The 13,953-nt window shown below is 59.6% G+C and carries 13 protein-coding genes; 1 reads left to right on the top strand and 12 read right to left on the bottom strand.

Annotated features, from left to right (window positions below; translation table 11 throughout):
* Nucleotides 1-4: 4 nt before the first annotated feature.
* The 6 genes from FS804_RS16550 to ytfQ all read right to left on the bottom strand — a co-directional run bounded on the left by FS804_RS16550 (nucleotide 5) and on the right by ytfQ (nucleotide 6,608).
* Nucleotides 5-946 (bottom strand): AraC family transcriptional regulator, encoded by a 942-nt coding sequence (locus tag FS804_RS16550; protein WP_144577836.1) that lies wholly within the window; start codon nucleotides 944-946, stop codon nucleotides 5-7.
* A 108-nt stretch (nucleotides 947-1,054) separates the two neighbouring features.
* Entirely contained in the window at nucleotides 1,055-1,789 is a 735-nt protein-coding gene (locus FS804_RS16555) for a FadR/GntR family transcriptional regulator (RefSeq protein WP_063949973.1), read from the bottom strand.
* Nucleotides 1,790-1,806: 17 nt separating this feature from the next.
* A complete protein-coding gene (yjfF, locus tag FS804_RS16560; RefSeq protein ID WP_077224909.1) occupies nucleotides 1,807-2,787 on the bottom strand; it encodes a galactofuranose ABC transporter, permease protein YjfF in 981 nt (326 codons plus the stop codon).
* Nucleotides 2,784-3,827: an ABC transporter permease gene (locus FS804_RS16565; protein WP_186376866.1), complete on the bottom strand. Its 1,044-nt coding sequence runs from the start codon at nucleotides 3,825-3,827 to the stop codon at nucleotides 2,784-2,786. The genes yjfF and FS804_RS16565 overlap by 4 nt, the downstream gene beginning before the upstream one ends.
* Nucleotides 3,827-5,350 carry a sugar ABC transporter ATP-binding protein gene (locus FS804_RS16570; protein WP_144577840.1) on the bottom strand — a complete coding sequence of 508 codons (1,524 nt, stop codon included), beginning with the start codon at nucleotides 5,348-5,350 and terminating at the stop codon, nucleotides 3,827-3,829. The genes FS804_RS16565 and FS804_RS16570 overlap by 1 nt, the downstream gene beginning before the upstream one ends.
* A gap of 298 nt (nucleotides 5,351-5,648) precedes the next feature.
* Entirely contained in the window at nucleotides 5,649-6,608 is a 960-nt protein-coding gene (gene ytfQ, locus FS804_RS16575) for a galactofuranose ABC transporter, galactofuranose-binding protein YtfQ (RefSeq protein ID WP_063949970.1), read from the bottom strand.
* A gap of 523 nt (nucleotides 6,609-7,131) precedes the next feature.
* Here ytfQ and FS804_RS16580 point away from each other — a divergent pair.
* Nucleotides 7,132-8,943 (top strand): IlvD/Edd family dehydratase, encoded by a 1,812-nt coding sequence (locus FS804_RS16580; RefSeq protein ID WP_063949969.1) that lies wholly within the window; start codon nucleotides 7,132-7,134, stop codon nucleotides 8,941-8,943.
* Nucleotides 8,944-9,083: 140 nt separating this feature from the next.
* On the opposite strand, the gene FS804_RS24975 is transcribed toward FS804_RS16580, so the two are convergent.
* From FS804_RS24975 to FS804_RS16610, 6 genes are all read right to left on the bottom strand, one after another.
* Nucleotides 9,084-9,278 (bottom strand): hypothetical protein, encoded by a 195-nt coding sequence (locus FS804_RS24975; protein WP_063949968.1) that lies wholly within the window; start codon nucleotides 9,276-9,278, stop codon nucleotides 9,084-9,086.
* A 157-nt stretch (nucleotides 9,279-9,435) separates the two neighbouring features.
* Nucleotides 9,436-10,554 carry an alanine--glyoxylate aminotransferase family protein gene (locus FS804_RS16590; protein WP_144577842.1) on the bottom strand — a complete coding sequence of 373 codons (1,119 nt, stop codon included), beginning with the start codon at nucleotides 10,552-10,554 and terminating at the stop codon, nucleotides 9,436-9,438.
* Nucleotides 10,555-10,563: 9 nt separating this feature from the next.
* Nucleotides 10,564-11,343, bottom strand: a complete 780-nt coding sequence (locus FS804_RS16595) for an ABC transporter ATP-binding protein (protein WP_144577844.1) — start codon at nucleotides 11,341-11,343, stop codon at nucleotides 10,564-10,566.
* Complete coding sequence (locus FS804_RS16600) at nucleotides 11,340-12,143, bottom strand: ABC transporter ATP-binding protein (protein ID WP_144577846.1); 804 nt, start codon at nucleotides 12,141-12,143, stop codon at nucleotides 11,340-11,342. Before FS804_RS16600 ends, FS804_RS16595 begins: the two co-directional genes overlap by 4 nt.
* Entirely contained in the window at nucleotides 12,140-12,970 is an 831-nt protein-coding gene (locus FS804_RS16605) for an ABC transporter permease (RefSeq protein ID WP_144577848.1), read from the bottom strand. Before FS804_RS16605 ends, FS804_RS16600 begins: the two co-directional genes overlap by 4 nt.
* Nucleotides 12,967-13,938: an ABC transporter permease gene (locus FS804_RS16610; RefSeq protein ID WP_371417893.1), complete on the bottom strand. Its 972-nt coding sequence runs from the start codon at nucleotides 13,936-13,938 to the stop codon at nucleotides 12,967-12,969. The genes FS804_RS16605 and FS804_RS16610 overlap by 4 nt, the downstream gene beginning before the upstream one ends.
* Nucleotides 13,939-13,953 lie beyond the last annotated feature (15 nt).

Raw genomic sequence — 13,953 nt, forward strand, 5'->3', positions numbered from 1 at the left:
CCGTTCAGGCGGCGGCATCCTCCAGCGCCACCGCGTCTTTCCTGCGGAACTGGCTGGGCGGCGCGCCGATCACACGTTTGAACGCGCGGCTGAACGAAGCTTCGGAGTCATAACCGAGCTTTTCCGCCGCCACTGTCACGCGCATTCCCTCGCGCAGCCACAGGCGTGCCTGATGCATGCGTACGCGCACGACATAGCGGGCGGGGCTTTCCCCGACGATACGTGTGAAACGTTCAGCAAAGCTGGAACGGGATGCGCCCATCAAGGACGCAAGTTCCTCGACGTTCCAGTCTTTTTCGGGGTTGAGGTGGATGGCCGCCAGCACCCGTCCGAGTTCCGGATTGCGCACGGCAGCAAGCCAGCCGCTCGAATCGCCGCAGCCATGTTCCACCCATGTGCGGATCAACGTTGCCGTCAGCACGTCGGCAAGCCTTGCCAGAATGCCGCCCGCACCGACGCGGTTCAACTCCACCTCGCGCGTCATGGCTTCGAGCAGGTGTGGAATGGCTGGATCGCTCTTGGCGAGGTCGCTGGTCAACATCACATCTGGCATCATCTGGAGCAGGGGATGCAGATTGTCCATGTTGAAACGCATCGAGGCGGTAAAGGCAATCGTATCCCCGCCGGCACTGGCACATTGCAGGTCGAAGACACCCTGACAGACTTCCTTCTTGCCGAAGTTATCAAAAGGAGAAGGTGTCACGGTCTCGCCGCTGCCAAGAACATGCGCGTGGCCTCGGGGAAGAAGCACCGCGTCGCCGCATGTGAGCGTCAGCCACTCGCCGGACGGTTTGCGCAACTTCGCCTGGCCAACACCGATAAAATGAAACCGTGCCGCTTCCTGCTCGGGAAAGGCCGTCGCCCATGGGGTAGCCATTCGGCACCGGCCATATTCCACCCCGTCAAGCCGCAGGCCACGCAACATTTCGGTGAGGGCATCATTCATGCTTGTTTCCAGATGTGGACGCAAAGTTAAGGAATATAAAATTCCTAGCATGAAAACGCCGGGATGTCACCCTTGTCGTACCACCTCCCACTCGCGAGGGCGGAAGCTCTAGATCGGTTTGATCGCGTTCTGTGTCCTGTCCTTGCCCACCTCGATAACGTGACGCATGGCCTTCACCGCGGCATCGGCATCCCGCGCCGCAATTGCATGCACGATGCGCAGATGGTTGGAAGCAATTTCGGCGATGGTGCCGGTTGAAGCGGCCGGTGATGACAGCTGGAACGAAATGGCCAGCGCAGCTTCAATCAGGCCGCTTGCCGAGCGCATGAAGGGATTACCGGACATATGCGCCACGGCAAGGTGGAATTCGAGATCGACCTTCGCGATACTTTCCGGCGTATGTTTCGGATTGTCGAATTTCGCGGCGATGACGTAGAGGGAGACGATATCGTCGTTGGAGGCCTGTAGGGCTGCAGCCGCGGCGGCAGCCGGCTCCAGCGCGAGGCGGATTTCCGCCAGATGGGTGACGAATTCCTGATCAATACCGGCCTCGCACCGCCATCCCAGCACGTCAGGATCGAAGAAATTCCAGCTGGAGCGATCAAGAACCCGCGTGCCCACCTTGGCCTTGGGCTCAACCAGCCGCTTGGCTGCCAGCGTCTTCATGGTCTCCCGCAGCACGGTGCGCGAGACGCCGAAACGCAGCGAGAGTTCGGCATCATTGGGGAGCAGGGAGCCTTCCGCAATCCGGCCCGAGACGATGGCGCTGCCGAGTTCGGAAACCACATGGGCGTGGCTGTTCCGGCGTTTTCGTCCGCTAATCGTCGTTTCGAGCAGCCCCAATAAAGCCTCCGTTTGCGTTATGCCGGATGCGGTCCGGCCATTCTCCTGTTTGAATACCAGATGATTGCGCGCTGCAACACGATGAAGACAAAAAGCAGCACGCCGATGACGATTTTCGTCCACCAGGAGGACAGCGTCCCGTCAAAAACGATGTAGGTCTGGATCAGCCCCTGGATCAGCAGGCCGACAAAGGTTCCCGCCACCAACCCTGTGCCGCCCGTCAAAAGCGTGCCGCCGATGACGACGGCTGCGATGGCGTCCAGCTCCACGCCCACCGTCGCCAGCGAATAACCCGACGACGTGTAAAGCGTGTAAACGATGCCGGCGAGACCCGAAAGGAAACCCGAGAGCGCATAGATGCCGATAGTCGTCGCCCCGATCGGGACGCCCATCAGTTCTGCCGACTGCTGGTTGCCGCCGAGCGCATAGACATTGGCGCCAAACCGGGTGCGGCTGGCGATCAACATGCCGGCCGCGAAAACGACAAGCATCAGCATGGCGAGCGCCGTCAGCCTGCCGCCGCCCGGAAAGCGGAAATAGAAGCCCTGTATCGCGTCAATGAAGGGGTGCGAGATCGGCACTGACTGGGTGGAAATGAGGTAAGCTGCGCCGCGTGCCAAAAACATGCCCGCGAGCGTCACCACGAAAGGCGGGATCGACAGGAAGCGGATCATCGCCCCCATCAGGCATCCGAACAGCGTCGAGATAGCGAGCACGATCGCGAAGGCCAGCAGGGGGTGGAGATTATAGGTGCCCACCATGACCGCCACGAAAACGCTGGTGAATGCGATGACCGAACCGATCGAAAGGTCGATGCCACCCGACAGGATGACGAATGTCATGCCGACAGCGGCGATGCCGAGGAAAGCGTTGTCCGTCAGAAGATTGCCGATCACCCGCGTCGAGAAGATCGCCGGATATTGCAGCACGCATAGCAGATAGGCGACCACGAAGATCGTCAGTGTGGTGAGGAACGGCAGATTGCGGCTATGGATCATCGCACGGTTCCTTCCTTGGTGATGCCGTTCGTAGCAGCCGGTTTGGCCTGTGGCTTGGGCGCCTTCACGAAACCAAGCAGGGCCATGATCGCCGGCGATTGCAGCGTCAGCACCACCATGATGATGCCTGCCTTGATGATGAGATTGAATTCCGGCGGAAAGCCCGAAACGAGAATACCGGTATTGATTGTCTGGATGATCAATGCCCCGATCAGCGATGCGATGATGGAGAAGCGGCCGCCATTCAGCGATGTCCCGCCGATCACGACCGCCAGGATCGCATCGAGCTCCAGCCACAGCCCGGCATTGTTGGCATCCGCACCGCGAATATCGGCGGTCACGATCATACCGGCTATGGCGGCGCAGAGGCCGGAAACGGCATAGACGAAAAACAATAGGAAGCGTGCCCGCACCCCGGCCAATGCCGCGGCGCGACGGTTGATGCCGGTTGCTTCGATCAGGAAGCCGAGCGCGCTTTTGCGCACGAGAAGACCGATAACCAGCGCCGCCGTCACCCAGATGATGACCGGCAGAGGGATCCCCGCAAATGAGCCTGAGCCGATGGCGGCAAAGCTGTCATTATTGAAGGTGAGAATGACGCCTTCGGTTATGAGCTGCGCAATGCCGCGCCCCGCCACCATGAGGATCAGCGTGGCAATAATCGGCTGGATGTCCAAAAGAGCGACCAGCACCCCGTTCCAAACGCCACAGACGATGCCAACCGCGAGCGAGATGGCGATGACCGAGGGAATGGAATAACCATTGCTGATAAGCGTGGCCGCGACCGCACCACAGATGGCGATGACAGCGCCGATGGAAAGATCAATACCCTTGGTGGCGATGACCAGCGTCATGCCTATGGTCAAAAGCGCCACGGGAGCGGCACGCACGAGAATGTCGACCAGGCTTCCGTAAAGGCGACCGTTCTGCAGCGAAACATTCAGAAAGCCAGGCGAAATGATTGTTATCGCGGCCAGAATGATGAACAGCGCTGCAAGTTGCGGCGCAAGTCTTTTGAGACGTCGTGTCACCGCCACCATCATGCCGCCTCCGTTTTCGCCGCATCGGCAATGGCGCGCATGATGTTATCCGCGGTCACCTCGCTGCCCTTCAATTCGTTGACGTGGCGGCGGTCGGAGAGGACGATAACCCGGTGCGCAACGGCCGTCAGCTCTTCCAGCTCGGAAGAGATGACGACGAGCGACATGCCCTCGGTGCAGAGTTTTTCGATCATTTTAAGAATTTCCGCGTGCGCGCCGATATCGATACCGCGTGTCGGCTCATCGAGGATCAGAAGTCGCGGCTGTGTAGCGAGCCAGCGGGCAAGAATTGCCTTCTGCTGGTTGCCGCCTGAAAGGAACTTGATCGGCCGGTCAGGATCCGCAGGACGGATATCAAGCGACCTAATGAAGTTTTGGGCAAGCTCCGCCTTCTGCCGTCGGGAAAGAGGGCGCGCCCAGCCTTGTCTCGCCTGAAGCGCCAGCGCGATATTATCGGTAACGGAGAAGTCGCCGATAATCCCATCCGTCTTGCGCTCTTCGGGACAGAAGCCGAAGCCCGCGGAGATCGCCGCCTCCGGCGACGAGATGGCCGCCTGCTTCCCGTCGATCGTCGCAACGCCGGTGTCGGGACGGTCTATGCCAAATAGCAGGAAGGCAGTTTCTGTTCGGCCAGAACCAAGGAGACCGGCGATGCCGACGATCTCGCCGGGCCGGATGCCGAGATCGAAGGGGGCGATACTGCCGCGTTTTCCATAACCTTCGAAGCGGATCGGTGGCTCGCCTTCAACAACGGTGTCGTCGGTTGCCTGATGTTCGTGGGTGATGTGCTGAAGCTCTCGGCCGAGCATCATGGAAATGAGTTCCGGCCTCGGCAGATTGCCGATGTCGCGGGTGCCAACGAGACGACCATTGCGCAGCACCGTTACGCGATCGGCAATATCGTAAACCTGATTGAGAAAGTGAGTGATGATGACGATGCCGATGCCCCGGGCGCGCAGCTTCTTCAGAACCCCGAAAAGCATCTCGACTTCATGGGCGTCCAGGCTGGCCGTTGGCTCGTCGAGAACCAGCACCTTGCCGGAAAGATCGACGGCACGCGCAATGGCGATGATTTGGCGGATAGCGACGGAATAGCTGGAAAGCAGGGCGTTGACGTCGATAGAGAGCCCATACTGGGCAAGCAGCGCCTTTGAATTCTTTTGCATCGTGCTGCGGTCGATCAGCCCGAAGCGCCGCGGCTGGCGGCCAAGGTAGAGGTTCTCCGCGACGGTGAGGTTTTCGAGAAGGTTGACCTCCTGATAAACGGTGCCGATGCCAAGCGCCTGCGCTTCACCCACATTCGCGGGCGAGATTTCGCTGCCCTCCAGAAAGACAGATCCGCTGCCGCGGCTGTAGACGCCCGTCAGGATTTTGATCAGCGTCGATTTGCCTGCGCCGTTTTCGCCGAGGAGGGCATGGATTTCGCCGCGTCTAAGCGTAAAATCAACGCCATCAAGCGCCGTGATCCCTAGAAAGGATTTGCCGATGGCGCGTGCTTCCAGAAGTGGTGCCGTTTCGGACATTGAGCAGGTTCCGCATTACAATGGGTCTTGGAATAATCGTGTATCGAGCGGGCGGGTGCAGTTTCTTCTGCCCGCCGCGGAGAAGATGCCCGCAGGGTAGATGAGGGGGCTAGCTCTCGGCCTATCGCTACCGTCGCCCCCTCATCCCGCTTCCGCGGACTTCTCCCCGGCGGGGAGAAGAACAAGTGGCGTCCGCTCGCTCCATACGTGATCATTCAGCAGGCAAAAATCGGAGAAGTTTCCTTCTCTTCAGCAGAAAGAAACGGCACAGTCATGTGCCGTTCCTCCGAAGAATGGCTTAGTAACCCAGACCCTTCTTCGCCTCGTAGACCTTCATCGGGTCATCAGATGCCGTGTAAAGTTTGGATTCGGTCTGTATCCACTTCGGCGGCTCTTTCTTGTCCTTCAAGTAGGCTTCGAGCGCGTCGAAGGCTGGGCCTGCCATATCGGGCGTCAGTTCGACGGTGGCGTTGGCTTCACCGGCTGCCATGGCCTTGAAGATATCAGGCACGGCGTCGATGGAGACGACCTTGATGTCGGTTCCGGGCTTCAGACCGGCTTCCTTGATGGCCTGGATTGCGCCGACGGCCATGTCATCATTATGGGCGTAAACGGCACAGATATCCTTGCCGCCGCCCTCGGCCTTGATGAAGCTTTCCATCACTTCCTTGCCCTTGGTCCGGGTGAAGTCACCCGTCTGCGAGCGCGCGATCTTGATGTTTTTGTGCGAGGCAATGGCTTCTTCGAAGCCCTTCTTGCGGTTTATGGCAGGCGACGAGCCTGTCGTGCCCTGCAATTCCACCACCTTGCAATCCTTGGAGCCGACATCCTTGACCAACCAGTCGCCGGCAACCTTGCCTTCATGAACCTGATCGGACGTGACGGCTGTCAGGTAAAGATCATCAGGAGCCTCGATCTGGCGGTCGAGCAGGATGACAGGGATTTTTTCTTCCTTGGCTTCCTTCAGGACAGCATCCCAGCCCGTTGCGACCACAGGTGCAATCAGGATTGCGTCGACGCCCTGCGCGATAAAGCCGCGCACGGCCTTGATCTGGTTTTCCTGCTTCTGCTGCGCGTCGGCAAATTTCAGCGTGACGCCGCGCTTTTCGGCCTGCTGTTTTGTGACGGTGGTTTCAGCGGCGCGCCAGCCCGATTCCGAACCGATCTGCGAGAAGCCGACGGTCAGCGATTTTGCGGAAACACTTGATGCAAGGCACAGCGAAACGGCGACAGTAGCTGTCGCGAGAGCTTTTCTCATCTTATTCCTCCCAGAGATGATGTCAGCGTGACGCAGACACTATGAGCATATAGTAATACTCTTGAAAAGAGGCATTTTCGTATATTTCAGGTTGCGAATGGGCTTTCACGCCCCGAAAGAGAGAAGATATTGTGTTAAATCAATATGATAAATAATTCACAATTTGTGGTTTGGAAGATCTCGCTTACCGCTGCGTCTGGTATTCGAGTGCTTGACAGGGCGTGGTTTCATCTAATAGTCATACAAATAAGAAAATGATTTTTTGCCGGAATTTCGCCTCTCGGGGTCGAGGTTTAACGGCAAAAGAGGGAGGGAGATTCCGTTGCGTAATCCCGCGATGGCCGTAACTGCCGAAAAATATTCGGTTAAAGCCGAATTGCCGCTCGATGCCACTCGTCTGGAGCAGCACTGTCGGTTATGCGTGATCTCCGAAACGCTGATTCCATTTTCCTTGCGCGCAACATAAGCTTGTCGCATTTCGTAATATTTTACCGTTGGCCACTTCCGGCTGGAGACCCGCATCATGACGACATCTGATAATCTTCCTGCAACTCAGGGCAAGCTGCGTTCGCGCGCCTGGTTCGATAATCCCGCCAATGCGGACATGACGGCGCTCTATCTTGAGCGCTACATGAATTTTGGTCTCAGCCAAGCCGAGCTTCAGTCTGATCGCCCGATCATCGGTATCGCACAGACGGGCTCTGACCTTTCCCCTTGCAACCGCCACCACCTCGAACTGGCAAATCGCCTGCGTGAAGGTATCCGTGAAGCCGGCGGCATCGCGATTGAGTTTCCGGTGCATCCGATTCAGGAAACCGGCAAGCGTCCGACCGCCGGCCTCGACCGCAACCTGGCTTACCTCGGCCTCGTGGAAGTGCTTTATGGCTATCCGCTCGATGGCGTCGTGCTGACCATTGGCTGCGACAAGACCACGCCTGCCTGTCTTATGGCGGCGGCCACCGTCAACATCCCGGCCATTGCTCTTTCCGTCGGCCCCATGCTGAACGGCTGGTTCCGCGGCGAGCGCACCGGTTCCGGCACCATCGTCTGGAAGGCACGCGAATTGCTGGCCAAGGGCGAGATCGATTACCAGGGCTTCGTCAAGCTCGTCGCTTCTTCGGCTCCGTCGACCGGCTATTGCAACACCATGGGTACGGCAACGACCATGAACTCGCTCGCCGAAGCGCTGGGCATGCAGCTTCCAGGCTCCGCCGCCATCCCGGCGCCTTACCGTGACCGTCAGGAAGTCTCCTACCTTACCGGCCTGCGCATCGTTGAAATGGTCAAGGAAGACCTGAAGCCATCAGACATCATGACCAAGGATGCGTTTATCAACGCCATCCGCGTCAACTCGGCGATTGGTGGCTCCACCAACGCACCGATCCATCTGAACGGCCTTGCGCGCCACGTCGGCGTCGAACTGACAGTGGACGACTGGCAGACCTATGGTGAAGACGTGCCGCTGCTCGTCAACCTGCAGCCCGCTGGTGAATATCTCGGCGAGGATTATTACCATGCCGGCGGCGTTCCCGCTGTCGTCAACCAGCTGATGAACCAGGGACTGATCATGGAAGATGCCATGACGGTCAACGGCAAGACCATCGGCGAAAACTGCCGTGGCGCGATCATCGAAGACGAAAAGGTCATCCGCCCCTATGAGCAGCCGCTCAAGGAGCGCGCTGGCTTCCGCGTGCTGCGCGGCAACCTGTTCTCCTCCGCCATCATGAAGACAAGCGTCATCTCGGAAGAGTTCCGCAACCGTTATCTCTCCAATCCTGACGATCCGGAGGCCTTCGAAGGCCGCGCCGTGGTGTTCGATGGTCCGGAAGATTACCATCACCGCATCGACGATCCGTCGCTCGGCATTGACGCCAACACCGTTCTCTTCATGCGCGGCGCAGGCCCCATCGGTTATCCGGGTGCCGCGGAAGTCGTGAACATGCGCGCACCGGATTATCTTCTGAAGCAAGGTGTCAGTTCGCTGCCCTGTATCGGTGATGGCCGCCAGTCCGGCACGTCAGGCAGCCCGTCTATCCTCAACGCTTCCCCGGAAGCAGCGGCAGGGGGCGGCCTTGCCGTTCTTCAGACGGGCGACCGCGTCCGCATCGATGTGGGCCGCGGCAAGGCGGACATCCTGATTTCCGGCGAGGAACTCGCAAAGCGCTACGAGGCGCTGCATGCGGAGGGCGGCTACAAGTTCCCAGACCACCAGACACCATGGCAGGAAATTCAGCGCGGCATCGTCAGCCAGATGGAAACCGGCGCGGTTCTCGAACCGGCGGTGAAATATCAGCGTATCGCCCAGACCAAGGGTCTGCCGCGCGATAACCACTGACCAGCCAAAATAAATTAGCGGCCTCGAGGTTTCCTCGGGGCCGCTTTTTGACTTTAAAAATACGAATAATGCGCCGTCTCGTGGGATCAAAACAGGCGTTCTGCACCGGGTAAACGCCTAACTCGATCGCCTTGAAAGCTTTAGATCACCGGATAAAGCGACCAGAAAAACAGTTCATATTCTTGATCTCGGTCGTCGTTCTGCGACTCGTCATCAGGCCGGCGCGGCGTCTTTTCCTGAAATTCGGTCTCCACCCGCTCATTGACGACGGGCATTCTTCGGCCGATGCCAAAGAGGTCAAAGGAGAGCATGTTGAACCCTGCTACCATGGCCATTCCCTTCTTCACGCAAGTTAACGCTGCGTTAAGTTTCGCGCTTTGCCATGATTTCGTCAAGATTGACGGAGGTGTTTGTCTACTATTTTTAACAACAATGTCGTGAGCAACGTTTCAAAAGACGTACGATTTCCGCAACGATCTTTTCCTGGCAGCATCAGGCACCGGTCGAACCAGCATCAAGGTAGACAGTGTCAACTGCCTCGAGAGCAGAGGAAGCTTCTGCGGCGTACCCTAGGTCTTTTAAAGAGCTGGCGAATGCTTCGATGTTTGCCTCGACCGCTTGCCGGTTCGCCCGCCGGCCGGTGTGGTTGAGCCTTATCAACCTCTCGGCGCCGGGGCCGACACCGGCGGTGATGTCAGCACCATCTTTCCGGGATGCAGCTTCAAGCAGCACCCTGGCGTTGGCGCCATCAGGCAGAATTGCCGTCGAAACGAGCGCTGACGCCTTCGCCTCGTCGGCCCAGTTTTTGATGCCGAGCGCATTTATGCCGTTGCGCGTGGCTGCGGCCGCCATCTCGTGGCGTTGAAGCACCGATGCAAAACCTTCCGCCTCTATTCGATCAAGGGCTGCCTCCAGCGCATAAAACTCCAGCGAAGCCGGCGTTCCGGGCAGCGTGTCGCGGCCGGCATCCAGCCAGAGCCTTTTCTGGTCCAGAAGCGAAAGCATGGAATTTTCAGGCGCTTGCCCATGCGATAGAAGGCCCCAGGCCTTGTCGCTGACGGAAATAGCCGACACGCCGGCCGGCCCGGCCAGTGCTTTCTGCGGCCCAATGACGGCAATGTCGATACCGAGCCGATCGACGTCCAGCGGGTGCCCGCCAATGGAGGCGACCGCATCGACAAGAGTGACGATGCCGCGTTCGTGCGCGAGTGCCGTAATGGCTGGCAGAGGGTTGAGAATGCCGCTTGCCGATTCCGCATGTACGACGGCGAGAAGATCAAAGTCGGGTGCCTCGTACAGCGCCTGTTCAACCTCCTCCAGCGTTACTGGCTTTGCCGGACTGGCTGTCAGATTGCGCACGCTGGCGCCGCCCCTGGCGAGCCAGCCGCCGAACCAGGAGCCGTAGGGGCTCGTGACGATGTTGAGCGCCCTCAGCCCGGGCCGGGCAAGGCTTGTGGCCGCCGCCTCAAGCGCCAGCACGGCTTCGGCCTGTATAAGGAGGACGTCGTTCTTCGTGCCCATCAAGGCTGCGAGCCGGTCGGCGAGGATCGCGTAACGCTCCGCTGGAAAAGCCGGTGGGTCAAGCAGCAAGGCGTAATCCGGAGCGGGCATGTCTCTTCCTTACCTGGTTCTGATCAGCCGCGGTGCGGCGTCAATCAATGTTCTGGCTGTCGATGATTGCGGTGCCGAGATGATGTCGCGTGTCGTGCCAATTTCAACGATCCGCCCGGCCGCCATGATGGCAACGCGGTGGCAGACGGCGCGGATGACAGCGAGATCGTGCGAGACGAAAATGCAGGACACGGCGGTATCCCTTTGGATTTCCACCAGCAGCTCGAGGATTTGCCTGCGCACTGACACGTCGAGGGCAGAGACGGCCTCGTCAAGAATGAGCACCGCCGGTCGGACTGCAATGGCCCGCGCTATGGCAACACGTTGCCTCTGCCCACCGGAAAGCTCCAATATCGAGCGGCTGGCATCGATGTCCGCCAGGCCAACGCGGTCCAGAAGACGGCGTATTTCCGCCGCGCGATCGCGCCGTCTGACGATGCGATGAATGCGCAGCGGCTCACCGATGGCATCCTCGACACGCGCGCGCGGATTGAAGGCGCCGTGCGTATCCTGAAAGACCATCTGCACGTGCCGGCGGGCGGAACGCAGCCCGCTCCCGTCAAGCGTGAGCCAGTCGCGATTCTGGAAACGGATTGTGCCATGGTCGGGGGGGATGAGCCGCATCAAAATGCGAGCCAGTGTCGACTTCCCGCAGCCGGAGGGGCCGGCCAGTCCCAGAGTTTCCCCGGGCTGGAGCGAAAAAGAAATATCGGAAAGTGCCGCCACCGTTCTGGCGGGGGTGCGATAGGTTTTCGACAGTCCTTCGACGCTCAGAAGGGCTTCGTTCATGACGCAGCCTCGCTGATGAGCGGCGGAGTGGACAGGTCCAGATAATCGGCGAGCAGCGCCCGTGTGTAGTCGCGGCTGGGTGCAGACAGCACCCGCCGGGTCGGACCGTGTTCAACCAGCCGGCCGGAATGTAAAACTGCGATTTCGTCGGCAAGACTGGACGCGAGGCCAATGTCATGGGTGATGAACACAAGCGTTTTGTTTTCCCGCCGCACCAGATCGTCAAGAAGCGTGGCAATGGCGGCCTGACTGACCGTATCGAGTGCGCTGGTCGCCTCGTCGGCAATCAGAATGGAAGGGCTTGCGGCAATAGCGGCGGCAATCGCAACACGCTGCCTTTGGCCGCCGGAAAGCTGGTGCGGGTAGGCTTTGAGAAGATGGGATGGATGTGGCAGCCGAACCCGTTCCAAGAGGTCGCGAGCAAGATCCCGGCCCTGCCGCCAGGACAGGCCCAGATGCCGAACGGCACCTTCCGCCACCTGTTCCGCTATTGTGAGAACCGGATTAAGCGTCGCGCCGGTATCCTGAAAGATCGTGCCGATATCGCGCCCCGGCTTTGGCCGGCCCTGAAACAGGCCGCTGTCGCGGCTCCAGGAAATGTCGCCGGTAACCAGTGCGTTACCGGGAAGAAGCCCGGCAACGGCTTTGCCAAGCGTGGATTTCCCCGAGGCGCTTTCTCCGATGATCGCCAGCCGCTGCCCTTGGCGGATTGTCAGTGAAACATTCAGCAAAGCGGGAGCCTGACCCGGCCTGTAGTGAACGCTGAGATCGTCGATGCGGCACAGAGCGTTACCGGTCATGGTGCCTGCCTCCCTGTCGCCATCGCCCTGTTGATGCCCTCGCCGAGGAGATAGACGCCGAGAACCGTAACGAGTAATCCGAGACCGGGAATTACAGACAGGAAGGCGGCCGAACGCAGGACGTTGCGTCCTTCCGCAATCATCGAACCCCAGGTGACGATATTAGGGTCCCCAAGCCCGAGGAAGGAAAGGGCTGCTTCTGTGAGGATGGCGGCAGCGACAATGATGGCGGCGAGAGCCATGACGGGCGGCAGCGCATTCGGCAAGATTTGCCGGAAGGCTATTTCCAGCGGATGCATCCCGATGGCGCGGGCGGATTGCACATAGTCACGCTCGCGGATGCTCAAGACCTGTGCCCGCATCAGCCGCGCCGGATCGGCCCACGCGCCAAGCGCAATTGCCAGAATGACAACAGGCATGGAAGGGCCAATGGTACTGACAAAGGCGAGCGCAAGCAGGAAATTGGGCACGATCTGAAATGCATCCGTGAGCCGCATCAACGCCTCGTCCACCAACCCGCCGGCAAAACCGGCAATGGTTCCGATGAAGGTGCCGACGATCAGCGCCGCCGCGGCGGCACCGATGCCAACGAGAATAGAGGCCTGCGCTCCGTGGACGAGTTCGGCCAGCACATCTCGGCCCAACCGGTCTGTCCCCAGCGGAAGGGCTGCATCGGTGAAAGGCGCAAGCAGCGGATCGCCGACGATCGCCAAGGGATCGCCCGGGAAAGCGAAGGGGGCAGCGAGCGCCATCACGGCAAGCAGTAGCAGAACAATGGCGCCAGTGGCTCCTTCGAAACTGCGCAAAAGCCGGAGAGCGAAACTCATGCCTGTTGCTCCCCGCTGCCGATGCGCGGATCAAGAACGGCGTAGAGAATGTCAACGACGAGATTGATGACAATGACGAAAACAGCGCTTGTCAAAATGATGCCCATCAGGAGCGGCGTGTCGCGTCCACTGACAGCTTCCTGCGCCAGCCGGCCAAAACCGGGAATGGCAAAAACGCTCTCGATCACCACGCTGCCGCCGAGCATCGTGGCGGCCTGCAGACCAAGCACCGTGATCAGCGGCAGGGCAGCGTTGCGCGCGACATGGCGCAGCACGATGCGTCGTCGGGAAAGCCCCTTGGATCGGGCAAAAAGTACGAAATCCAGTGGCCAGACAGCGGCCATGGCGGTGCGCATGACGCGCAGAAAAAGTGCGAGATAAATAAGCCCGAGACTGGCAACGGGCAACACGAGATGCCGCGCGATGTCCAACGCGCGCGCCAGTCCCTGCTTGCCCGAGGCGATGGTTTCAATGCCTGACGTCGGCAGCCATTTAAGCTGGACCGCAAAAACGATCGCGAAGACGAGGCCAAGCCAAAAGCCGGGCGTGGCGTATAGGGCAAGCGACAGGGTTGATAGCACGCGGTCTACGGTTCCGCCGGGGCGCGCACCCGCCACGATGCCGAGACCCGTGCCCAGGATGAAGGCAAGTGTCGTGGCGCTTCCCATCAGGATAAGGGTGTTTGGGAGACGCTCGAGGATCAACCCTAATACCGGTCGGTCGAAGGCGAGCGACCAACCGAAGTCGAGCCTCAGGACTGAACTGGCATAGAGCCAAAAACGTGCGAGGACCGATCCGTTCAGACCATATTGCTCGCGCAACGTATCCCTTAGCCCTGCATCGCCACCGCCGATCGAGACGAGATAGGCATCAACAGCGTCCCCGGATGCATTTTCAAGCAGAACAAAGGTGAAGACCAGAACAATAAGCAGCACCGGAATGGCGCTGACTGCCCTTCTCCTCAGCATTCTTGTGGCACGCTT

The sequence above is a fragment of the Agrobacterium sp. DE0009 genome, assembly GCF_007680755.1.
GTDB lineage: Bacteria > Pseudomonadota > Alphaproteobacteria > Rhizobiales > Rhizobiaceae > Agrobacterium > Agrobacterium tumefaciens_B.